The organism is Bradyrhizobium sp. AZCC 1588, from assembly GCF_036924735.1.
Lineage (GTDB): Bacteria > Pseudomonadota > Alphaproteobacteria > Rhizobiales > Xanthobacteraceae > Bradyrhizobium.
This window is the reverse complement of sequence record NZ_JAZHSC010000001.1, coordinates 2,855,517-2,875,523: the sequence shown is the minus strand read 5'-3', so window position 1 is coordinate 2,875,523 and position 20,007 is coordinate 2,855,517. Positions and strand designations below refer to the sequence as shown.

General features: G+C 63.0%; 26 protein-coding genes. 9 read left to right on the top strand and 17 right to left on the bottom strand.

Annotated elements, in window-relative coordinates; all coding sequences use genetic code 11:
* The first annotated feature begins 42 nt into the window (after positions 1-42).
* On the top strand, positions 43-1,077 hold the full coding sequence (locus tag V1277_RS13465) for an aspartate-semialdehyde dehydrogenase (RefSeq protein ID WP_334416551.1): 1,035 nt from the start codon (positions 43-45) through the stop codon (positions 1,075-1,077).
* 99 nt (positions 1,078-1,176) lie between these two features.
* Here V1277_RS13465 and V1277_RS13460 read toward each other — a convergent pair whose 3' ends face one another.
* Complete coding sequence (locus V1277_RS13460) at positions 1,177-1,821, bottom strand: carbonic anhydrase (protein WP_334416550.1); 645 nt, start codon at positions 1,819-1,821, stop codon at positions 1,177-1,179.
* Positions 1,822-1,923: 102 nt separating this feature from the next.
* Here V1277_RS13460 and V1277_RS13455 point away from each other — a divergent pair, with 102 nt between their 5' ends.
* Entirely contained in the window at positions 1,924-2,802 is an 879-nt protein-coding gene (locus V1277_RS13455; RefSeq protein ID WP_334416549.1) for an HpcH/HpaI aldolase/citrate lyase family protein, read from the top strand.
* Between the two features lie 38 nt (positions 2,803-2,840).
* On the opposite strand, the gene V1277_RS13450 is transcribed toward V1277_RS13455, so the two are convergent.
* The 4 genes from V1277_RS13450 to V1277_RS13435 form a co-directional block, all read right to left on the bottom strand.
* Positions 2,841-3,254: a DUF6455 family protein gene (locus tag V1277_RS13450; protein WP_334371892.1), complete on the bottom strand. Its 414-nt coding sequence runs from the start codon at positions 3,252-3,254 to the stop codon at positions 2,841-2,843.
* Positions 3,255-3,477: 223 nt separating this feature from the next.
* A complete protein-coding gene (locus V1277_RS13445) occupies positions 3,478-4,302 on the bottom strand; it encodes a hypothetical protein (protein ID WP_334416548.1) in 825 nt (274 codons plus the stop codon).
* 58 nt (positions 4,303-4,360) lie between these two features.
* Entirely contained in the window at positions 4,361-4,966 is a 606-nt protein-coding gene (gene leuD, locus V1277_RS13440; protein WP_065744777.1) for a 3-isopropylmalate dehydratase small subunit, read from the bottom strand.
* Between the two features lie 108 nt (positions 4,967-5,074).
* Positions 5,075-5,473: a metallopeptidase family protein gene (locus V1277_RS13435; protein WP_334420370.1), complete on the bottom strand. Its 399-nt coding sequence runs from the start codon at positions 5,471-5,473 to the stop codon at positions 5,075-5,077.
* Between the two features lie 108 nt (positions 5,474-5,581).
* Between V1277_RS13435 and V1277_RS13430 the strand changes: the two genes are divergently transcribed.
* Positions 5,582-5,923 (top strand): hypothetical protein, encoded by a 342-nt coding sequence (locus V1277_RS13430; RefSeq protein WP_334416547.1) that lies wholly within the window; start codon positions 5,582-5,584, stop codon positions 5,921-5,923.
* A 181-nt stretch (positions 5,924-6,104) separates the two neighbouring features.
* Here V1277_RS13430 and V1277_RS13425 read toward each other — a convergent pair whose 3' ends face one another.
* Positions 6,105-6,590 carry a hypothetical protein gene (locus V1277_RS13425; RefSeq protein WP_334416546.1) on the bottom strand — a complete coding sequence of 162 codons (486 nt, stop codon included), beginning with the start codon at positions 6,588-6,590 and terminating at the stop codon, positions 6,105-6,107.
* A gap of 12 nt (positions 6,591-6,602) precedes the next feature.
* Between V1277_RS13425 and V1277_RS13420 the strand changes: the two genes are divergently transcribed.
* Positions 6,603-6,911, top strand: a complete 309-nt coding sequence (locus V1277_RS13420; RefSeq protein ID WP_334416545.1) for a hypothetical protein — start codon at positions 6,603-6,605, stop codon at positions 6,909-6,911.
* Positions 6,912-7,234: 323 nt separating this feature from the next.
* Here the strand turns inward: V1277_RS13420 and V1277_RS13415 are convergent, their stop codons facing one another.
* The 4 genes from V1277_RS13415 to V1277_RS13400 form a co-directional block, all read right to left on the bottom strand.
* Entirely contained in the window at positions 7,235-7,606 is a 372-nt protein-coding gene (locus V1277_RS13415; RefSeq protein ID WP_334416544.1) for a hypothetical protein, read from the bottom strand.
* Positions 7,607-7,904: 298 nt separating this feature from the next.
* Positions 7,905-8,117: a hypothetical protein gene (locus V1277_RS13410; protein ID WP_334416543.1), complete on the bottom strand. Its 213-nt coding sequence runs from the start codon at positions 8,115-8,117 to the stop codon at positions 7,905-7,907.
* Between the two features lie 101 nt (positions 8,118-8,218).
* Complete coding sequence (gene leuC / locus V1277_RS13405) at positions 8,219-9,625, bottom strand: 3-isopropylmalate dehydratase large subunit (protein ID WP_334412130.1); 1,407 nt, start codon at positions 9,623-9,625, stop codon at positions 8,219-8,221.
* A gap of 73 nt (positions 9,626-9,698) precedes the next feature.
* A complete protein-coding gene (locus V1277_RS13400) occupies positions 9,699-9,833 on the bottom strand; it encodes a hypothetical protein (protein ID WP_256470161.1) in 135 nt (44 codons plus the stop codon).
* Between the two features lie 216 nt (positions 9,834-10,049).
* On the opposite strand from V1277_RS13400, the gene V1277_RS13395 reads away from it, so the two are divergent.
* On the top strand, positions 10,050-11,036 hold the full coding sequence (locus V1277_RS13395) for an integrase core domain-containing protein (RefSeq protein WP_334416542.1): 987 nt from the start codon (positions 10,050-10,052) through the stop codon (positions 11,034-11,036).
* Positions 11,037-11,122: 86 nt separating this feature from the next.
* On the opposite strand, the gene rplS is transcribed toward V1277_RS13395, so the two are convergent.
* Positions 11,123-11,503, bottom strand: a complete 381-nt coding sequence (gene rplS / locus V1277_RS13390; RefSeq protein WP_028348467.1) for a 50S ribosomal protein L19 — start codon at positions 11,501-11,503, stop codon at positions 11,123-11,125.
* Between the two features lie 108 nt (positions 11,504-11,611).
* Entirely contained in the window at positions 11,612-12,337 is a 726-nt protein-coding gene (gene trmD / locus V1277_RS13385; protein WP_334416541.1) for a tRNA (guanosine(37)-N1)-methyltransferase TrmD, read from the bottom strand.
* Positions 12,338-12,438: 101 nt separating this feature from the next.
* Between trmD and V1277_RS13380 the strand changes: the two genes are divergently transcribed.
* Together V1277_RS13380 and V1277_RS13375 are read left to right on the top strand one after the other, a co-directional pair.
* Entirely contained in the window at positions 12,439-12,900 is a 462-nt protein-coding gene (locus V1277_RS13380; protein ID WP_334416540.1) for a MarR family winged helix-turn-helix transcriptional regulator, read from the top strand.
* Positions 12,901-12,927: 27 nt separating this feature from the next.
* Positions 12,928-13,329, top strand: coding sequence for a DUF1398 family protein (locus tag V1277_RS13375; protein WP_334416539.1), 402 nt, complete (start codon positions 12,928-12,930; stop codon positions 13,327-13,329).
* On the opposite strand, the gene rimM is transcribed toward V1277_RS13375, so the two are convergent.
* The 3 genes from rimM to ffh form a co-directional block, all read right to left on the bottom strand.
* Complete coding sequence (gene rimM, locus V1277_RS13370; RefSeq protein ID WP_334416538.1) at positions 13,299-13,835, bottom strand: ribosome maturation factor RimM; 537 nt, start codon at positions 13,833-13,835, stop codon at positions 13,299-13,301. The two genes, V1277_RS13375 and rimM, sit on opposite strands and share 31 nt — an antisense overlap.
* 19 nt (positions 13,836-13,854) lie before the next feature.
* Positions 13,855-14,187: a 30S ribosomal protein S16 gene (gene rpsP, locus V1277_RS13365; RefSeq protein ID WP_334365619.1), complete on the bottom strand. Its 333-nt coding sequence runs from the start codon at positions 14,185-14,187 to the stop codon at positions 13,855-13,857.
* 140 nt (positions 14,188-14,327) lie between these two features.
* The gene (ffh, locus tag V1277_RS13360; RefSeq protein WP_334420369.1) at positions 14,328-15,878 is read right to left on the bottom strand and encodes a signal recognition particle protein; all 1,551 of its coding nucleotides are present in this window, start codon (positions 15,876-15,878) and stop codon (positions 14,328-14,330) included.
* Positions 15,879-16,402: 524 nt separating this feature from the next.
* On the opposite strand from ffh, the gene V1277_RS13355 reads away from it, so the two are divergent.
* On the top strand, positions 16,403-17,467 hold the full coding sequence (locus tag V1277_RS13355) for an MBL fold metallo-hydrolase (protein WP_334416537.1): 1,065 nt from the start codon (positions 16,403-16,405) through the stop codon (positions 17,465-17,467).
* A gap of 59 nt (positions 17,468-17,526) precedes the next feature.
* Here the strand turns inward: V1277_RS13355 and V1277_RS13350 are convergent, their stop codons facing one another.
* Complete coding sequence (locus tag V1277_RS13350) at positions 17,527-18,222, bottom strand: SIMPL domain-containing protein (protein ID WP_334416536.1); 696 nt, start codon at positions 18,220-18,222, stop codon at positions 17,527-17,529.
* Between the two features lie 5 nt (positions 18,223-18,227).
* A complete protein-coding gene (locus tag V1277_RS13345) occupies positions 18,228-18,938 on the bottom strand; it encodes a GyrI-like domain-containing protein (protein ID WP_334416535.1) in 711 nt (236 codons plus the stop codon).
* Between the two features lie 180 nt (positions 18,939-19,118).
* On the opposite strand from V1277_RS13345, the gene dapF reads away from it, so the two are divergent.
* Positions 19,119-20,003 carry a diaminopimelate epimerase gene (dapF, locus tag V1277_RS13340; RefSeq protein WP_334416533.1) on the top strand — a complete coding sequence of 295 codons (885 nt, stop codon included), beginning with the start codon at positions 19,119-19,121 and terminating at the stop codon, positions 20,001-20,003.
* The last annotated feature ends 4 nt before the right edge of the window (positions 20,004-20,007 follow it).

Genomic DNA, 20,007 nt, shown 5'->3' with positions numbered 1-20,007 from the left:
GCTTGACGCGGCAGGGCGGCATTTTTCCTCGGAGAGTGAACGATGGGTTACAAAGTCGCTGTCGTCGGTGCGACCGGCAATGTCGGGCGCGAAATGCTCAATATTCTCGACGAGCGCAAGTTCCCCGCCGACGAGGTCGTGGTGCTGGCCTCGCGCCGCAGCGTCGGCGTCGAAGTTTCCTATGGCGACCGCACCCTGAAGGTCAAAGCGCTCGAGCACTACGACTTCTCCGACGTCGATATCTGCCTGATGTCGGCAGGCGGCTCGGTGTCGAAGGAATGGTCGCCCAGGATCGGCGCGGCTGGTGCGGTCGTGATCGACAATTCGTCGGCCTGGCGGATGGACCCGGATGTGCCGCTGATTGTGCCGGAAGTGAACGCCGATGCGGCCGCGGGCTTTGCCAAGAAGAACATCATCGCCAACCCGAACTGCTCGACCGCGCAGCTCGTGGTGGCGCTGAAGCCGCTGCATGACAAGGCCATCATCAAGCGGGTCGTGGTCGCGACCTATCAATCGGTCTCCGGCGCCGGCAAGGACGCGATGGACGAGCTGTTCTCGCAGACCAAGGCCGTCTACACCAATGACGAGCTGATCAACAAGAAATTCCCCAAGCGTATCGCCTTCAACGTCATCCCCGAGATCGACGTGTTCATGGAGGACGGCTACACCAAGGAAGAATGGAAGATGATGGCGGAGACCAAGAAGATTCTTGATCCCAAGATCAAGCTTTCCGCCACCTGCGTGCGGGTGCCGGTGTTCGTCGGCCATTCGGAGGCCGTCAACATCGAATTCGAGAATCCGATCACGGCCGATGAAGCGCGCAACATCCTGCGCAACGCGCCGGGTTGCCTCGTGATCGACAAGCACGAGCCCGGCGGCTACGTCACGCCCTACGAGGCGGCCGGCGAGGACGCCACCTATATCAGCCGCATCCGCGAGGACGCGACGGTGGAGAACGGCCTCGCACTGTGGTGCGTCTCCGACAATCTGCGCAAGGGCGCAGCCCTGAACGCGGTGCAGATCGCCGAATCCTTGATCAACCGCAAGCTGATCACCGCGAAGAAGAAGGCGGCGTAGGATTTGTAGGGTGGGCAAAGGCGCCTTGGCGCCGTGCCCACCGATCCTGTTCATTGCGTTGAGGGATGGTGGGCACGCTTCGCTTTGCCCACCCTACGACTACGCCGCGTCTGTCACGCTGCGAAACTCCTTCGCCTTCTGATCGAGCACGAACAGCGAACCCTCGGCGACGCCGAAATAGGCGCCGTGCAATTCCATCTCGCCGCGCTCGACGCGGGCGCGCACGAACGGGAACGTCATCAGATTTTCCAGTGAGCGGAAGATCGCGGCTTTCTCGATCCTGATCGTGAACTCCTGCATCGTCTCGCGCTCGCGCTGTTCGACGACCTCGCCCGGCTTGATGAACATCGCCATCCAGCGGCCGATGAAGTCGCCCGGGGACAGCGGGTCGATCTTGTCGATGAAGGCGCGAATGCCGCCGCACTGGGCATGGCCGAGCACGACGATATGCTTGATGCGCAGCACATTGATCGCATATTCCAGCGCCGCGGAGACGCCATGGGCGCCGCCGTCCGGCTGATACACCGGCACCAGGTTGGCGACGTTGCGCACCACGAAGAGCTCGCCGGGGCCGGCATCGAAAATCACTTCCGGTGAGACGCGGGAATCGCAGCAGCCGATCACCATCACGGCGGGCGACTGGCCGCGCTCGGAGAGTTCCCGGTAGCGCGTCTGTTCGGTCGGCAGCCGTTGCGAGGTGAAGGACCTATAACCGTCGAGCAGATGTTGCGGGAAAGAGGTCATGGTGCCATGCCTAACCACAAGCCGATGACGGGAACAAGGCTTTCAGGCCGCCGTGCGAGATGATATCGCGGAGGCCTCAAGGTCATCCAAGGAAACCAGCCCATGATCCGTCCGCGCCGCAGCCTGTTGTTCATGCCGGGATCTAACGCGCGGGCGCTGGAAAAGGCGCGCAACCTGCCGGCCGACGGAATCATCCTCGACCTCGAGGATTCGGTGGCGCCGGACGCCAAGGCAACGGCCCGCGACCAGATCGCCAAAGCGATTGCGGTGGGCGGGTTCGGCAAGCGCGAGGTGCTGATCCGGGTCAACAGCCTCGATACGCCCTGGTGGGTCGAGGACGTCACCATGGCCGGCAAGGCGCGGCCCGACGGCATTCTGGTTCCCAAGATCTCCACCGTCGACGATCTCAACGCGATCGCCAATCGCCTCAGCGACATCAATGCGCCCACCTCGATCCGGGTCTGGGCCATGATCGAAACCGCGCGCGCGGTGCTGGACGCCGACAAGCTCGCCGCGGCATCGCGGGATTCTGAAACCAGGCTTACCGGATTCGTGTTCGGGCCGAACGACATTTCGCGGGAAACGCGGATCCGCATGCAGCCGGGCCGCGCCACGATGATTCCGATGATCACGCACTGCATCCTGGCGACGCGCGCGCACGGGCTGGAAATTCTCGACGGTCCCTATAGCGACATCAGCAATATCGACGGCTTTGCGACCGAATGCGCGCAAGGCCGCGATCTCGGCTTCGACGGCAAGACGCTGATCCATCCGAGCCACATCGAGGCCTGCAACGCCATCTTCACGCCGCCGGCCGAGGAGGTCGAGCAGGCGCGCAAGATCATTGCTGCTTTCGAAAAACCGGAAAACGCCTCGCGCGGGGCCATCCAGCTCGACGGGCGGATGGTGGAACGGCTGCATGCCGACATGGCGCGGCGGACGATCGCGATTGCAGACGCAATCGCGGCCATGGGGCATTGATCCTCCCTTCTCTCACAAGCGAGAAGGGAACCGGGCGCCTACGAGTCGATCCGCTTGCCGAGGCCGTCGATCGTATCGGCGTTGCCGCAATATTCCTGGTAATGCGCAGCGGCGGTGCCGGCGGCGAGATCGCGGTCGCATCGGCGCTTCTGGATGCACATGGAGCAGACGCGCTCCATGTCGCGCAGCACAAGCGGTTCGGTACGCGCCAGATCGGCCTGATCGACGCCGAGCGCGGTCAGCATTTTCGGCAATTCATCGGCGGCATGCGGTCCCTGGCGGACCAGCGCTTCCAGATCGGCGGAAGACATCCGCAAATCGCTCGCGATCTGGCCGAAATTGGCGGCGTCCAGCTCGCGCATTTCCCGCAGCTCGCGCCGGTGTTTCAGCCATTCGCCGAAGATATCGACCATGCGGCTGACGGTGGGATAGGGCTTGTCCTGAACGGTCATGGCACGGCTCCCATGGTGGCTGGAATGGCCAGCGTGAGGGAGGCCGAAGCGCACGTCATTGCGCTGGATCAAAATGGGGCGCGAGAGGCCGCCGATCTTACCCTCCCCTGGAGGGGGAGGGTCGACGCTCATGAAATGAGCGGCGGGGTGGGGTGACGGTCTCTCCACATCCAACAGTGCCCGAGCGGAGAGATCACCCCACCCCGTCTCGCACTCGCTGCGCTCATGCGAGCCGACCCTCCCCCTCCAGGGGAGGGTATCGCGAGCCAAACTTCTCCGCCGCCCAGGCGTAAAGGCTGCCGGGGATCGGCTTTTCACCGCCTCGGCCCTTTGGCGAGATGTGCAGGCCGATGATCTCGGGATTGTTGAGCAGGCCCGAAAAATCCGTCGGCTCGAAGAACAGCTTCGGCTCGGCGTGCACCGCGTAGAACGACTGCTTGGGCAGCGCGTGCTGCAACTCGTTCGCGCGGCGCGCCAGCGCGGTGAGCGCGGCGGGGCCGTAGATGGCGACGCGGATGTCGGAGAGACGGCTCGATCGGCGACGTAACCGGCGCAGCATGAAGGTGAGACGATGACGCAGCGCCAGCCAGTCCGGCGTCAGATCCTCCTGCTCCATCAGGCCTTCGAACGCCCGCACGATCGGATGGTTCGCCGGCAGATACAAAACCGAATTGCCGAGCTGGCGTGGCCGCTCCCAGGCGAAATAGGGTTTTGCCGGATCGATCTCGATCGGTTTGAGCAGCAGCACGTCGGCGTCGAGCCACAGTCCGGTGTTTTCTGCCATCAGCCGCATGCGGAAGAAATCGCTGAACTGCAAAATGGTCCAGTCGCGCCAGCTTCCGTCAGCCTCGGGCGGGCGCAGCCGCTCGGCAAAGGAATGCGGCAGGATCGCTTCGGCTTCGGCGTTGCCGATGCCGTCAGGCAGGCCGGGCAGTGGATCGAAACTGTAGACGGTGACCTTGTGGCCTGCGGCAATCTGCGATCTGAGGCAGGTCAGTCGCAGCCCGTCGAGGCGGCCGTGCCAGAAGGTGACGACGTCAGGCCGCATTCGCGCCGCCTCCTTAAACAAAAGAGCCCCGATTTTTGTCGGGGCTCTCGTAGCACGATCAGGCCCAGGCGCGCTCTTTCTTAAGCTTGGCCTCGTAATCGTCGATTGACGATTTCTTTTCCATGGTGAGACCGATGTCGTCGAGGCCGTTCATCAGGCAGTGCTTGCGGAACGGATCGATCTCGAACTTCACCTTGCCGCCGTCAGGGCCGCGGATCTCCTGGTTGGCGAGATCGATGGTCAGCGTGGCGTTGGCGCCGCGCTCGGCGTCGTCGAACAGCTTGTCGAGGTCTTCCTGCGAGACGCGGATCGGCAAAATGCCATTCTTGAAGCAGTTGTTGTAAAAGATGTCGCCGAATGAGGTCGATATCACGCAGCGGATGCCGAAGTCGAGCAGCGCCCACGGCGCGTGCTCGCGGCTGGAGCCGCAGCCGAAATTGTCGCCGGCGACCAGCACCTTGGCGTTGCGATAGGCCGGCTGGTTGAGGACGAAGTCCGGGTTCTCGCTGCCGTCGTCCTTGTAGCGTTGCTCCGAGAAAAGGCCCTTGCCAAGGCCGGTGCGCTTGATGGTCTTCAGGTACTGCTTCGGAATGATCATGTCGGTGTCGACATTGATGATCTTCAAGGGCGCCGCGACGCCTTCCAGTGTGGTGAACTTTTCCATCGATCGCACTTCCCGGTTGAAAAGGTGGGACGGCCGGTGATTTATCGCGAATATGGCCCCGGCAAAAGGCCAATTTGCGCATAGGCCGCCTGTTTTGGCAGAACCGGCCTAGTCTGCGGCGGCCTCGATCGCCTCCATATCGGCGTCCGACAGCCCGAAATGGTGTCCGATTTCGTGGATCAGGACGTGGCGGACGATATGGCCCAGCGTTTCCTCATGCTCGGCCCAGTAGTCGAGGATCGGGCGGCGGTAGAGCCAAATCATGTTGGGAAGGCGGGCTATGTCCTGGTTGCTCTGCTGCGGCAGGCCGACGCCCTGGAATAGGCCGAGCAGGTCGAACTCGCTCTCGGCCTGCATCTCGTCCAGGACCTCGTCGGTCGGAAAATCGTCCACGCGGATGATCACGCCCTCGCACAGGGTACGAAATCCCTTGGGAAGGCGCTCGAACACCTCATGCGCCATGGCTTCCATTTCGGCGAGCGAGGGGGCTTTTGCTTCGGTCCACATCACGTCGTATTTAGCGTGTGTTATGCCCAGGCGCATACTAGTTTTGCGAGTTGATTTTGACGCGCCAATCGGTGACCGTACCGGGGGATCAGTTTTGGGTGGACTTCAATGAAGCGGATTGTGACGGTCGCCATATCGGCTGCCTTCTCGGCTGTCCTGGCCGGGCTTTTGCTCCCTGACGTGGCGGCTGCGGAGGCGCAGACGGCATCATCAGCGCTGCGGATCGCGCAGGCGCCGCAGCCGATCGTCACGGATGTATCCGCCCAGCGCCGGCGCCCACTGCGGCGCGTGCCGATCTATCGCAGCGAGCCGTGGGCTCCCAGTGTCTATCCGCGCTACAACCCCGGCCCCAACGCCGTGCGCGATTGCACCGCACATTACGTGCAGGAGTACCGGCCGAGCGGCACGGTGATCACCCCGCGCATGAATTGCTGGTGGCGGCCGGGCTAGATTCGTCCCCTCTCTATTTTCTGTCGAGCATTTTCTGACAGACGCCGAGTCGGGCTCTGTGGACAAACGCTGTTGCTGACGATGGTCTGCTCAAACTGCGTGCGCGAGCTTGCGGCAAGCAGCATCCGTTCATGTTCGTGGCGCATTCTTCATGTTCATGGCGCACTCATTCACACCTCATTCAAGTCACTTGCTTCAGTCTGTGCACGTGTCGCGGCGATGCCGTTAGTTGATGCAAGCCATTCGGCGCAGACGTGCATCCGACGACCCGAGGAGACTGGATATGCAGGTAGTGAAGTTTTTTGGGCTCGCGGCCGTTGGCGCCTTGCTGGCGTTTGCCGCTCCGGCCGAGCGCGCCAATGCGCTGTCGCTCAGCAATCCCGGCGCCGCCGCGGCGGTTCAGGAGGATGCCAGGTTGGCGACGACGGAAGTGCATTGGCGACATCACCATCACCGATACCACCACCATCATTATCGGTGGCATCGCTGGCACCACCACCATCATCGCCATCACCACCATCATCATCGTCACTGGCACCGCTGGTGATTGCGGCAGCTTGGCGCAGATGCCGACAGGCCCGCTTGATCGCGGGCCTGTTTCGATTTCAGCGCTCGCCTTGAAACTGGCGAGATTACCGCCCGTTATCTCTGACATCAGCATCAGCAAGAGGAGTCCATCATGAGGAGCTTGATCTCGGCAGCCATTGTCGTCGGCGCGCTCGCGGTCGCCGGGCCGGCGGCGGCGATTGATAGGGCCGCCGCGGCGCCGCAGGTGAAGGCGCAAAGCGCCGGCACATCCGACGCTACCGATTTAAGCGCGCAACGGCGCTACTATCGTCACTATGGCTATTATCGTCCGTACTACCGCCCGTACTATCGCCCTTATTACTACCGGCCCTATTATGCGCGGCCCGTCTACTATCGGCCGTATCCTTATTACGCGCCCGCGCCGTTCACCTTCGGCATCGGGTTTGGGCCATTCTGGTAGTAAGCGTGCACAACTTCTGTCAGCCGCAGAAATCTCTTCAACGCACTTTCCTGCGCATTCATCGCTGAGGTCGGCGCATTCATGGCGCGTTCACGTGTCTGTCTCTAACGTCATGTTGGGAGCGATCGCAGAGGACGCGACGCGAGCCAGCCGCAGAGCAGCGCGCGTCGCCGGTTAGGGAGGATAAATCCATGACAACATCCGATCCTGGACGCGGCCTGGTCCGCCGTCTGGGTGTTACGGCTGCGGCAGTATTCGCGCTCGCAGCGGCATCACAACAGCGCGCCGAGGCGCTTTCGCTAGCGACCCCCGGAACGGCGCCGTCAGCGAAATATGCAACCGACGGACTGACGACCGAGGTTCAACACCGCGGCGGGATGGGCGGCGGTGGCTTCCGCGGCGGTGGCGGCGGTGGCGGTTTCCATGGCGGCGGCTTTCGCGGCGGTGGCGGCGGCGGTTTCCATGGCGGTGGCTTCCGCGGCGGCGGAGCGGCCTTTCATGGTGGCGGCTTCCGCGGTGGCGGCGCGGCCTTTCACGGGGGTGGGTTCAGAGGTGGTGGGATGGCGATCCACCGTGGCGGTTTTCGTGCGGGTCCCGCCTTCCATGGCGGCGGACACCGCTTCGTACATCGTCACGCGTTCCACCGGCCTCACGTCTTCCATCGGCCGCACTTCCACCACCGGCGTCACTTCCACAGCCGCTTCTACATCGCGCCGGCCTACTACCCGGCCTACTATTATCCGCGGCGCTGCCGCGTGATCTGGACCTATTATGGGCCGCGCAAGATCTGCAGGCCCTGGTGGCGCCACCACCGCTACTATGCCTATTGGTGAGACAGGTTGAAATGAAACAGGCGCCCGAAAGGGCGCCTGTTTTCAGGTAACGCTACTGGTTAGAGCCATTTCGGTTCTGATTGAATCAGAACCGGACTCCAGGTTTTTGTTTGACGCGTTTTCTTGATGCGAACCGGTGTCCACTTCGCTGGAAAACGCTCTAGTCCCAATCCTTGCCCCGCCACGGCTTGAGCTTCCAAGGCGTCAGCGTCTCCATTCGCCATTGCTGCCAATGCTCCGGCGGCCAGTGGCTGAGGCGCGAGGCTTCCTTGGCGGAGACAGGCTGGAGGTCGACGATGCGCGGCGTCGTGCGCCGCCGCACCTGCCGCGTCGCCTCGCTGATCATATCGACAAATTCAGACTTGTCGGTCATGGCCAAAGTCCCTCGCGAAAGCGCTTCGCAAGGAACCAGTGTGCGCTTTGCCTGTTAACGGGCCGTTTCCGGAACGTCTCGCTATCTAGACAAAGGAAGCGTTATCGCCAGTCCCGGACGTCGACGAAGTGTCCGGCAATCGCCGCAGCCGCAGCCATCGCCGGCGACACCAGGTGGGTGCGGCCCTTGAAACCTTGGCGGCCTTCGAAATTGCGGTTGGAGGTCGAGGCGCAGCGCTCTTCCGGCCTCAGCTTGTCCGGGTTCATCGCAAGGCACATCGAGCAGCCCGGCTCGCGCCACTCGAAGCCGGCCTTGATGAAGATCTTGTCGAGGCCTTCGGCTTCCGCCTGCTCCTTCACGATGCCGGAGCCGGGCACGATCATCGCGTTGACGTTGGCGCTGACGGTCTTGCCCTCGGCGATCTTTGCGGCGGCGCGCAGATCCTCGATGCGGCCGTTGGTGCAGGAGCCGATGAAGACGCGATCGAGCTTGATGTCGGTGATCTTCGTTCCCGCCGTCAGGCCCATATACTTCAGCGCACGGTGCTTTGAGAGCCGCTTGGCCTCGTCCTCGATCTTGTCGGGATCGGGCACGAAGCCCGAGATCGACACCACGTCCTCGGGCGAGGTGCCCCAGGTCACGATCGGCGGCAGTTTTGCCGCGTCCAGCCGGATCTCGTGATCGAAATGCGCGCCCTCGTCGGAACGCAGCTTTTCCCAATAGCGCATCGCGGCGTCCCAATCGGCGCCCTTGGGCGATTTCGGGCGGCCTTTCAGGAATTCGAACGCCTTTTCATCTGGCGCGACCAGGCCGGCGCGGGCGCCGCCTTCGATCGACATGTTGCAGACGGTCATGCGGCCTTCCATCGTCAGCGCACGGATGGCATCGCCGGCATATTCCAGCACGTAGCCGGTACCGCCCGCGGTGCCGATCTCGCCGATGATCGCGAGGATGATGTCCTTGCCGGTGACGCCGTCGGGCAACTTGCCGTCGACCACCGCGCGCATGTTCTTCGCCTTCTTCTGGATCAGCGTCTGCGTCGCCAGCACGTGCTCGACTTCGGACGTGCCGATGCCATGCGCCAGCGCACCGAACGCGCCGTGGGTGGAGGTGTGGCTGTCACCGCAGACGATGGTGGTGCCGGGCAGGGTAAAGCCCTGCTCGGGGCCGATCACGTGCACGATGCCCTGGCGCTTGTCGAACTCGTTGTAATATTCGATGCCGAATTCCTTCGCGTTCTCCGCCAGCGCCTTGATCTGCTCGGCGCTCTCAGGATCGGGATTGGGTTTTGTGCGGTCGGTCGTTGGAACGTTGTGGTCGACGACAGCGAGCGTCTTCTCCGGCGCGCGAACCTTGCGCCCCGTCGCGCGCAGGCCTTCGAACGCCTGCGGCGAAGTCACTTCATGCACCAGATGGCGGTCGATATAGAGCAGACAGGTGCCGTCTTCGGCTTCGTGCACCAGATGGTCGTTCCAGATCTTGTCGTACAGCGTGGTCGGTTTGGACATGAGCGTAAGCTCCAAAGGAAATTCTGTGTGAGCGGTTAAGCGCGAAAAGGCGCAAGCAACAGACGTCGCAGCGTCAAGCTGCGCGCGTAAGCTCGGACGTGGCCGACGTCGCGAACCGCCCGAAGAAGCGGCCAGGCAGCCGCGAGCGGTCGTCGATGACGACGAGCTGAGCGGTGCCGAAGGCGGCGCTGGTGCGATCTAGAACCATTCCAGTCTCATATCACATGGCACATCTAAGTGCGATATGCGTTTGTTGCCACCGTCATTGCGAGGAGTGGGTCCGGCCTTGGTCTCTCCCCGTCATTGCGAGCGCAGCGAAGCAATCCATTTCTCGGAACGGGGATAGATGGATTGCTTCGCTGCGCTCGCAATTGTGCAAGTTCACTAATTCGCTGATTGGATCGCTCCTCTGGAGGACGATCCGATGCGCGATAACAGCTATGACCGGACGATTGAACGCAATTACCTGCAGAAGTGGCGGTTTCTGATCCCGGAATATGAGGCGGTCAAGGCGGGCCGATCGGCGGTGTTCAAGAGTGTTGGGGATTTCTACCGCCATCACGGAACCTGTTCGCAGACCTTCCGCAAGTATTACAACCGCTATCTGCAGAGCGGCGATGAAGCCGACCTGTTGCCGCGTCGTCGTGGGCCCAAATGGCGGGAACGGCGCGAGCCGAACGGGATCGAGGCCGAGATCATCGCTCAGCGCCAACGGGGGATGAACCGCTACGAGATCCATGCCGTCTTGCGTGAGCAGCGCGCCACAGTACCTTCGCCATCGACCATCTACCGGGTGCTGAAGCGCCATCAACTGAACCGCCGCACGCCGGCGATGCGCGAGGAGAAACGCCGCATTATCAAGGACAAGCTCGGGGAGCTCGGCCACGTCGATCTGCATCAATTGCCGCGCGACATGTTCCTCGCGCCACCCCCTGTCACGCCCTACATCATCTGCCTGATCGACAGCTGCTCGCGCCTGGCCTGGGCCGAGGTGCTGACCTCCAAGAAGGCGCTTCCGGTGATGTTCAAGACGCTGAAGATGATCAATACTCTCAACGTCACTTACGGACTGATCTTCGCCGAGATTCTGTCCGACAACGGGGCCGAGTTCGCCTCCCGCAACACCCCTCAGGAGCATCCCTTCGAGGCCATGCTGCTCGAACTCGGCATCAAGCATCGCTACACCAGGCCCTACCGGCCGCAAACCAATGGCAAGGTCGAGCGCTTCTGGCGAACCCTCGAAGAGGACGTCATCGAGGGCGCAACCTTCGACAATCTCGACCACTTCGCCAAAGAGCTGTTCGAGTACCTGATCTACTACAATAACCACAGGCCTCATCAGGCCCTTGCAGGGCTGACCCCGAAGGCCTTTGCAGCCACCAAGACCACCGCGATCCAATCAGCGAATTAGTGAACATCGACAGCAATGACGCGGAGGCGCAACAAAAAAGCGCGGGGCAAGACCCCGCGCTTTTGTCACATCCCGTTCGGGAAAAGTTACTCGCCGACGGCGGCGGCGCGGTCCTGCTTCTCGACGATGCGGGCCGACTTGCCGCGCAGGCTGCGCAGGTAATACAGCTTGGCGCGGCGCACCTTGCCGCGGCGCACCACCTTGATCGAGTCGATCATCGGCGACATCACCGGGAACACGCGCTCCACGCCTTCGCCATAGGAAATCTTGCGGACGGTGAAACTCTCGTTGAGCCCGCCGCCGGAACGGCCGATGCAGACGCCTTCATAGGCCTGCACGCGGGTGCGCTCGCCTTCGACCACCTTGACGTTGACGATCACGGTATCGCCGGGGCCGAACTCCGGGATCGACTTGGTCGCCGACAGTTTTTCGAATTGCTCTTTTTCGAGCTGTTGAATGAGGTTCATTGAAATCTCCATCGGCGGCGCGCCCAGCCTTTCGGGGGCTGCGCAAACGTCCATCTATCCTGCGCGTGTGCGGATTTGGCGCCCGTATAAGGCATCGGGCCACGCTTGTCACCCGTCTGTCGTGCTTTTTGTGCCTTTTTGGCCGCCCCGCGCGGCCCATAAATCCGGCCGCCGCGTCCGGGTCAAGGCCTTGGCCTCGGCCCTTCGCCACGCCGCCACCTTGGCGTGATCGCCCGAGATGAGGACTTCCGGGATGCCGCGGCCCTCGAACTCCTGCGGGCGGGTGTATTGGGGGTATTCGAGTAGTCCTTCGGAAAAGCTTTCGTCTACACCCGAGGCCTGCTTGCCCATCACCCCCGGCAAAAGCCGTACGCAGGCGTCGATCAGGGCCATCGCGGCGATCTCACCGCCCGACAGCACGTAATCCCCGATCGAGACCTCCTCGAGGTTCCGTGCCTCGATCACCCGCTGATCGACCCCTTCGAACCGGCCGCAGATGATCAGCGGCCCGGCCCCCGCCGCAAATTTGGCAACCATGGGCTGGGTCAATGGCCGACCCCTTGGGCTCATCAGGAGGCGCGGTCGATTTTGGTCGATGGCCGCAGCGTCGATTGCCGCGGCCAGCACGTCGGCCCGCAGCACCATGCCGGGGCCGCCGCCGGCCGGCGTATCATCGACGCTGCGGTGGCGATCGGTCGCTGAATCCCTGATGTCGCGCGCCTCCAGCACCCACAGGCCGGAAGCCAGCGCCTTGCCGGCCAGGCTGACGCCGAGCGGCCCGGGAAACATCTCGGGGAACAGGGTGAGAACGGTGGCGCGCCAAGCGGTAGTCATGCGCCCTGCATCGCGCGTCGGGCGTCAGAAATCAAATTTGCAATATGGTTGACTAGGAAACTAATTTTTTGATAGTTTCCTAGTCAACCAATGGGACCGTCATGAGAAAAGCACGTCGCGTCAGCAACCTCGAAGACCATCTCGGCTACTGGCTCCGCTACGTCTCCAACCAGGTCTCTCACGCCTTCAGCCTCAAGGTCGAGGGGCGTGGCGTGACGGTCGCCGAGTGGGTGATATTGCGCGAACTTTACGGGCAGGATTCCGTCGCGCCAAGCGCACTCGCAGACCGGCTCGGCATGACGCGAGGCGCGATCTCAAAGCTTGCCGACCGGCTCCAGGTCAAGACGTTGGTAACGCGCACGGCCGGCAAGGCCGATCGCCGCTATCAAGAACTCGCGCTTACAGCAGCCGGCCGTACGCTGGTTCCGGAACTGTCTGATCTCGCCGACGAGAACGATGCCGAATTTTTCGGAAGCTTGAGATCAGCAGATCGCGCGACCCTTGAACGCATCATGCAGGAAATCGTGCGCCAGCGCGGCCTGCGCACGGTGCCGATCAATTAGTTCATCCGCAATCCAACAGGAGAAGTCATGCAAGAGAATGTCATCCGAACTATGCAGGAATGCACCGATGGGTCGGATCACGAACGCATCAGCTTTCCCGAAGTGGTGATGAAACTGATGCAGGCTGGCGTCGAGCGCTATCATGCTGACCTGCTCCGTGCCGAGAAGATCTACTATCTGCCGTCGGGTGAATCGCATCGTGTTCAGGCCGCGCAAATAGAAGCAGTACCAGCGATGGTGTTCACGGCAGATGGCGTTGCAGCCGCGGTGCGGGCGATCCAGACGCAGCAAATCAAGTACCGTGAATTCTGCGAGCGCATCGCGCAGGCTGGGTGCGTCGGCTACATGGTGTCGCTCACGGGCCGGCGCGCGGTGTACTACGGCCGAAGCGGCGACAGTTACGTCGAGCCATTTCCTGCGGCGGCCTGATCGTCGCCTTCGATTTCCTGCGGCAGTTCGATCACCACGCGGCCATTAGCCAGATCGACCGTCGGCACGACTGCATTGGTGAACGGCAGCAGCATAGTGACGCCTTGCAGAGGCGCGATCTCGATAATGTCGCCGGCCCCGAAATTGTGAATCGCGATCACGCGGCCGAGCGGCTCGCCCGCGGCGTTGACGGCGGCAAGTCCGATCAGGTCGGCGTGGTAATACTCGCCCTCGTCGGTCTCAGGCAATTTGTCGCGGGCGACATAGAGTTCAAGGCCATTGAGCCGCTCGGCGTCCTCGCGGGTGGCGATGCCCTTCAGCGTCGCCACCAGATGGTCTTTGGCCTCGCGGACATGCGTCACCTCGAACTGGCGCGCGCCGTCTTTGGTCGTCAGCGGGCCGTATTGCTTTACGGCCAGCGGATCCTCGGTGAACGTCCACAGTTTCACCGCGCCGCGCACGCCATGCGCGGCGCCGATACGGGCGACGCAAATCGGCGTTTTCACCGTCGCGCGCCGCTAAGGCTTACGCCTTCGCGGCGGCTTCGGCGCGAGCCTTGCGCTCCTTGCGCGGCACGGCCTTTTCCGGGTTGTTGCGGGCGGCGCGCTTGACGACACCGGCCGCATCCAGGAAGCGCGTCACGCGATCCGACGGCTGCGCGCCCTTGGCGAGCCAGGACTTCACCTTGTCCATGTCGAGCTTCAGCCGCGATTCATTGTCCTTCGGCAGCAGCGGATTGAAGTGGCCGAGACGCTCGATGAAGCGGCCGTCGCGGGGGAAGCGCGAGTCGGCGACGACGACGTGATAGACCGGACGCTTCTTGGTGCCTGCGCGAGCGAGGCGGATAACGACTGACATTTAGTTCTCCTGAGTGCGGGTTTAATTGAAAGCCTGGTGGTTGTTAGTTCGTCATTGCGAGGAGCGAAGCGACGCGGCAATCCATTCTTTCTTTTCGCGGATCGATGGATTGCTTCGCTACGCTCGCAATGACGGTGTCCTCATTTCTTCTTTCCCGGAAAGCCGCCGAGGCCCGGAAGCGTCGGCTTGCCGCTGAGGCCCGTAAGGCCCGGCAGATTCGGCAGTCCCTGGCGCAGACCGGTGGGAAGATCCTTCGGCAAATTCGGCAGGCTGCCCGGACCAGCGCCGCCCTGCATCTTGTCCGCCAGCGCCTTCATCTCTTCCGGCGAGGGCGGCTTCATGCCACCGCCAAAACCCATCGCCTGCGCGATGCCGGCGAGCGGGCCGCGCTTGCCTGAGCCCATCGCCTTCATCATGTCGGCCATGTTCCGGTGCATCTTCAGGAGCTTATTGACCTGCTCGACGTTCTGGCCGGCGCCGGCAGCGATGCGCTTCTTGCGGCTGGCTTTCAAAATGTCGGGGTTCTTGCGCTCAGCCCGCGTCATCGAATCGATGATCGCGACCTGGCGCTTCAAAATCTTGTCGTCGATGCCGGCTGCCGCAATCTGGTTTTTCATCTTGGCGATGCCGGGCATCATGCCCATCAAGCCGCTGATGCCGCCCATGTTCGCCATCTGCAGCAATTGCTCGCGCATGTCGTTGAGGTCGAACTGGCCTTTGCGCATCCGCTCGGCGGTGCGCGCAGCCTTTTCGGCGTCGATATTTGCCGCCGCGCGTTCGACCAGCGACACCACGTCGCCCATGCCGAGGATGCGGCCGGCGATGCGGCTGGGGTGAAAGTCTTCCAGCGCGTCGGTCTTTTCGCCGGTGCCGATCAGCTTGATCGGCTTTCCCGTGACCGCACGCATCGACAGCGCGGCGCCGCCGCGGCCGTCGCCGTCAACGCGCGTCAGCACGATGCCGGTGAGGCCGACACGCTGATCGAACGCGCGCGCGAGGTTGACCGCGTCCTGGCCGGTCAGGGAGTCCGCGACCAGCAGCACTTCATGCGGGTTGGCCGTGGCTTTGATCTCGGCCGCCTCGCTCATCATCTCTTCGTCGAGCGTGGTGCGGCCGGCGGTGTCGAGCAGCACCACGTCGTAGCCGCCGAGCTTGCCGGCTTCGAGTGCGCGTTTGGCAATTTGCGCCGGCTTTTGCCCCGTCACGATCGGCAGCGTCGGAATGTCGAGGTCGCGCCCCAGCACGGCCAGTTGCTCCATCGCCGCCGGGCGGTAGATGTCGAGCGAGGCCATCAGCACCTTGCGCTTGTCGCGCTGGGTCATGCGGCGGGCGAGTTTTGCGGTGGTGGTGGTTTTGCCGGAGCCTTGCAGGCCGACCATCATGATCGCGACCGGCGGCACCGCGTTGAGATCGATGGTCTGGCCGTCCGCGCCGAGGGTGGCGACCAGCTCGTCGTGGACGATCTTGACCACCATCTGGCCGGGCGTGACCGACTTGACGACGGTGGCGCCGACCGCCTGCTCGCGGACGCGCTCAGTGAAGCTTCGGACCACCTCAAGCGCAACGTCGGCTTCCAGCAGCGCGCGACGCACCTCGCGCATAGCGGCGTCGACGTCGGCCTCCGACAGCGAGCCGCGGCCCGTCAGCCGATCGAGTATCCCACCAAGCTTTTCCGACAGATTGTCGAACAATGCCGTTGTCCTGTTGCTGCCCTTACGGGCGCTGCGTCGATCCACCAATGCTGTCGTCACCCGCGAAAGCGGGTGATCCAGTATTCCAGAGCAGCTCGTTTTGATCGAGAAGCCGTGGCGTACTGGATACCCCGCCTTCGCGGGGTATGACGTCCTAGATATGTCCCGGCGCAAAACGCCAAAACGATATGTCCCGGCGCAAAACGCCAAAACGATATTCCAAACACTTTCGCGCCCGAGGGCGCATCGCGCTGTCGGGCGTTGGCCTCCGGTCTCATGGGCCGGGCGGCGGGTCGAAAAGAACGTCTTTCCGAGAAAGTGGGCGGGTTAAACCCTCGGATCGGGTGAAAGTCAAGGAGAAACTAGGGCGCAATGCCCTGCGATTGAGGCGTAAGGCTTTGACATGGTTGTGTTTTTGAGATGAAGGAGGTTGGCGATCAAGCTTCCTTTCGTCGCATGTTCCAAGTTGAACCGGCGCACGCCATATAACGCCCCATGTCTCCTGTTCTCTCCCTTCTGTCGTGATGCCCATCACCCGCCGCCGCGTCTTTGCATTGCTCGCCGGGGCCGCCACGGCCGTCGGCGTGCCGTCTGTCTGGATCAGCAATATGAAAACCTATGAGGGTCCCGTCTCTGATCATTTCGACGGCATGCGCTTCTTCGATCCCGACGGCGCGCCGCCAAAATCATTGGCGGAGGTGCTGCGCTGGCAGTTCGGCACCGACCGCAAGCGCGCGAGCTGGCCGGATTGGGTGCCGAATGGGCACAGCGATACGCCGCCGCCGCGCGTTTCCGGCGACAAGGTGCGGCTGTCCTTTGTCGGCCATGTCTCCTGGCTGATCCAGACGCGGGATCTCAATATTCTCGTCGATCCCGTGTGGTCGCTGCGTGCCTCGCCGGTTTCATGGGCCGGGCCGCACCGGCACAACGATCCCGGCATTGCATTCGACGCGCTGCCCAAGATCGACGTGGTGCTGGTCTCACATGGCCATTACGATCATCTCGATGTCGCGACGCTGTCAAAACTCGCCGAAAAGTTTTCGCCGCGCATGATCACGCCGCTCGGCAACGACGTCACCATGCGCGATGCGGATGCGGCGATCAAAGCCGAGGGGTTCGACTGGCAGGATCGCGTCGAGCTCGGTAATGGCATCGCGGTGACGCTGGTGCCGACGCGGCACTGGTCGGCGCGCGGCCTGTTCGACCGCAACAAGGCGCTGTGGGCGAGTTTTGTGCTGGAGACGCCGGCCGGCAAACTCTACATCGTCTGCGATTCCGGCTATGGCGAAGGTAAGCATTTCCGCCGCGTGGCCGAGCAGCACGGCCCGCTGCGGCTGGCGATACTACCGATCGGTGCCTATGAACCGCGCTGGTTCATGAAGGATCAGCACATGAATCCGGCTGATGCGGTGAAGGCGCTGGCCGATTGCGGCGCGCAAGAAGCGCTGGCGCATCATCACGGCACGTTCCAGCTCACCGATGAGGCGATCGACGCGCCGGTCAATGCATTGGCCGATGCGCTGAAGGAAGCGAAGATTCCGCCGGAGCGGTTCGCGGCGCTGAAGCCGGGGCAGATCTACGAGATCTAACCGTGTTGTCCCTGCGTTCGCAGGGACGACGGCAATTCTCGCAAGGACGACGGGAATTACTATTCTTTTCCCTTGATCGCCCAGGACACGAGCACCATCACCGAGAGCGTCTCCTCGCCTTGCGCCACTGGAGCGCCGGCGGCCATCGGGGCTGCCATCTTGCCGCGGAAGAGCGGCGTAGGTGCGCCTTCCTCGGTAATGCTGATGGGTTCGCCGAGCGTCACGCCGGCAGTCTTGGCGTAAATCTCGGCCTTGCGGCGGGCGTCCGCGACTGCCTTCTCGCGGGCCTCGTCGAGATATTTGGATGCCTGCGTCACGCTGAAGTGGATGCCGCCGATGTCATTGGCGCCGGCGGCGACCAGCACGTCGATTACGTTCGCAACTTTGGTCACGTCGCGGATCTTGACCGTGACGCGGTTGCTGGCGCGATAGCCGACGATGGGCGAGGGGCCGGCGCGATTTGGCGCAGATTGCGGCTGCAGCGACAGCCGCGAGGTCTGGTAGTCCTTCTCGTCGATGCCGGCGCCCTTCAGCGCCAGCAGCACCTTGCCCATCGCCGCGTTGTTGGCGTCCGACGCCTCGCGCGCGGTCTTGGCGTCCGACGTCACGCCGCCGTCGATCTGGGCCTGGTCGGGCGCCACCGATACGTTCGCCTCGCCGGTCACGGAGATCGCGGGCGGCGGCACCGTCTGCGCCAATGCCGGCGCGGCGAGGCACGTAGCGGCAACGACGGCAAGGGCAAGGGGATGTTTCATCCCGATCACCTCAGCGGCACATAGACGTTGATCACCAGCTTGTCCTCCGCCGTCTTCAGGGGATCGGTGATGTATTCCTCGATGAAGGTGTCTTTGGCTTCCAGTTTCTTGTCATCGAGGTGGTTGGTGATCGCCTCATAGGTGTTGTCCATGTTGTCGTAGGAGCCGCGATGGACGAACTTCAGCGCCTTGCCCTCGGGCGACTTGCCCATGCTGAGGTCCTTGGTCAGGTTCTTGACGTCCTGGTCGACCGGAATCTGCGCCAGGAACGTAAAGCCGGTATCGTCGGTCGAGGTGTAGACGATCATCGAATTGCCCGTGGCCTTGATGCCCTGCTTGTCGAGCAGTGCGGTCAGCGCCTTGAACGAATCGATCAGGGTGTCGAACGCCGCATCCCAGTTGGCGGTGCCCTTCATCACCAAGACTTTCTTGGGCTCCAGCGTGAACTCCTCGCCGAAGGGGTCGGCGTTCTGGACGCTGGCGGCCGGCGGCGGGGGTACGGGCGTCGGGGCTTTCTCTGCGGTCGGGGCATCCGCCGGGGACTTGGTTTCGGCCGGCGGCGGGACCGGCACCACCGATGGTGCGGGGCTGGGCGTCGCCGCCGGGCTTGTGGCCGGAGGGGCTGAGGGCGCCGGCGATTGCGCCAGTGCGGTCCCGCCAAGCGCAACCATGGCGAGCGCGGCCACGGCCGCACGGAAAGTGCTGATACGGTTCATTTCAGGTATTCTCCATCCACCCCACCTGGCGGCGGCATGTCCCGGTCCGCGCCCGCCAGGATGGGCGTATTCCTAACACGCGAGGGCCGTTTTCGTCCCATGACAGATGCGTCATGGGCCCTTGCACTGGTCAACGCGCCATCATTCGCCATATAAGGCAGGCATAAATTGGGAAATTCCATGAGCGCGCTGGCCAACCACGCATTTGCCAAAATGAACGGCATCGGCAACGAAATCGTCGTGGTCGACCTGCGTGACTCCAATGCTGGTTCGAAGGCCGCCGTGACGCCGGAAGACGCCCGCGCCGTGGCTTCGCCCGCGGGCGTGCCCTATGACCAGTTGATGGTATTGCAGCCGCCGCGGCTTGCGGGCACCGAGGCCTTCATCCGCATCTACAACAATGACGGCTCGGAAGCGGGCGCCTGCGGCAATGGCATGCGTTGCGTGGTGCGCCGCCTGTTCGAGAAGACCGGCCAAACCGCTGTGACGTTTGAGACCCGCGCCGGGCTGTTGAATTGCTGGCAGGGCCCGGCGCCTGATCTCTACACCGTCGACATGGGGGCGCCGAAGTTCGGCTGGCAGGATATTCCGCTGGCCGAGGAATTTCGCGATACCCGCTACATCGAGTTGCAGGTCGGGCCGATCGATGCGCCGGTGCTGCATTCGCCGTCGGTGGTCTCGATGGGCAATCCGCATGCGATCTTCTGGGTCGACGACGTCAACGCCTACGATCTCGAGCGCTTCGGGCCGCTATTGGAAAACCACCCGATCTTTCCGGAGCGCGCCAACATCACGCTCGCCCATATCGTCGATCGCGATCACATCACGATCCGCACCTGGGAGCGTGGCGTCGGCTTGACCAAGGCCTGCGGCTCGGCCGCTTGCGCGACCGCGGTCGCCGCCGCCCGGCTGAAGCGCGCCAATCGGTCGGTCGAGATCACGCTGCCCGGCGGCAAGCTTGCAATCGAATGGCGCGAGCACGACGACCACGTGCTGATGACCGGCACCGCCGATTTCGAATATGAAGGTCGCTTCGATCCGGCGCTGTTCGCCAACGTCGCCTGAGCGC

Coding starts and splice junctions, on each gene's coding strand:
- V1277_RS13465 (WP_334416551.1), top strand. CDS start 43: ATGGGTTACAAAGTCGCTGTCGTCGGTGCGACCGGCAATGTCGGGCGC.
- V1277_RS13460 (WP_334416550.1), bottom strand. CDS start 1,821: ATGACCTCTTTCCCGCAACATCTGCTCGACGGTTATAGGTCCTTCACC.
- V1277_RS13455 (WP_334416549.1), top strand. CDS start 1,924: ATGATCCGTCCGCGCCGCAGCCTGTTGTTCATGCCGGGATCTAACGCG.
- V1277_RS13450 (WP_334371892.1), bottom strand. CDS start 3,254: ATGACCGTTCAGGACAAGCCCTATCCCACCGTCAGCCGCATGGTCGAT.
- V1277_RS13445 (WP_334416548.1), bottom strand. CDS start 4,302: ATGCGGCCTGACGTCGTCACCTTCTGGCACGGCCGCCTCGACGGGCTG.
- leuD (WP_065744777.1), bottom strand. CDS start 4,966: ATGGAAAAGTTCACCACACTGGAAGGCGTCGCGGCGCCCTTGAAGATC.
- V1277_RS13435 (WP_334420370.1), bottom strand. CDS start 5,473: ATGTGGACCGAAGCAAAAGCCCCCTCGCTCGCCGAAATGGAAGCCATG.
- V1277_RS13430 (WP_334416547.1), top strand. CDS start 5,582: ATGAAGCGGATTGTGACGGTCGCCATATCGGCTGCCTTCTCGGCTGTC.
- V1277_RS13420 (WP_334416545.1), top strand. CDS start 6,603: ATGAGGAGCTTGATCTCGGCAGCCATTGTCGTCGGCGCGCTCGCGGTC.
- V1277_RS13410 (WP_334416543.1), bottom strand. CDS start 8,117: ATGACCGACAAGTCTGAATTTGTCGATATGATCAGCGAGGCGACGCGG.
- leuC (WP_334412130.1), bottom strand. CDS start 9,625: ATGTCCAAACCGACCACGCTGTACGACAAGATCTGGAACGACCATCTG.
- V1277_RS13400 (WP_256470161.1), bottom strand. CDS start 9,833: ATGGTTCTAGATCGCACCAGCGCCGCCTTCGGCACCGCTCAGCTCGTC.
- V1277_RS13395 (WP_334416542.1), top strand. CDS start 10,050: ATGCGCGATAACAGCTATGACCGGACGATTGAACGCAATTACCTGCAG.
- rplS (WP_028348467.1), bottom strand. CDS start 11,503: ATGAACCTCATTCAACAGCTCGAAAAAGAGCAATTCGAAAAACTGTCG.
- trmD (WP_334416541.1), bottom strand. CDS start 12,337: ATGACTACCGCTTGGCGCGCCACCGTTCTCACCCTGTTCCCCGAGATG.
- V1277_RS13380 (WP_334416540.1), top strand. CDS start 12,439: ATGAGAAAAGCACGTCGCGTCAGCAACCTCGAAGACCATCTCGGCTAC.
- V1277_RS13375 (WP_334416539.1), top strand. CDS start 12,928: ATGCAAGAGAATGTCATCCGAACTATGCAGGAATGCACCGATGGGTCG.
- rpsP (WP_334365619.1), bottom strand. CDS start 14,187: ATGTCAGTCGTTATCCGCCTCGCTCGCGCAGGCACCAAGAAGCGTCCG.
- V1277_RS13355 (WP_334416537.1), top strand. CDS start 16,403: ATGCCCATCACCCGCCGCCGCGTCTTTGCATTGCTCGCCGGGGCCGCC.
- V1277_RS13350 (WP_334416536.1), bottom strand. CDS start 18,222: ATGAAACATCCCCTTGCCCTTGCCGTCGTTGCCGCTACGTGCCTCGCC.
- V1277_RS13345 (WP_334416535.1), bottom strand. CDS start 18,938: ATGAACCGTATCAGCACTTTCCGTGCGGCCGTGGCCGCGCTCGCCATG.
- dapF (WP_334416533.1), top strand. CDS start 19,119: ATGAGCGCGCTGGCCAACCACGCATTTGCCAAAATGAACGGCATCGGC.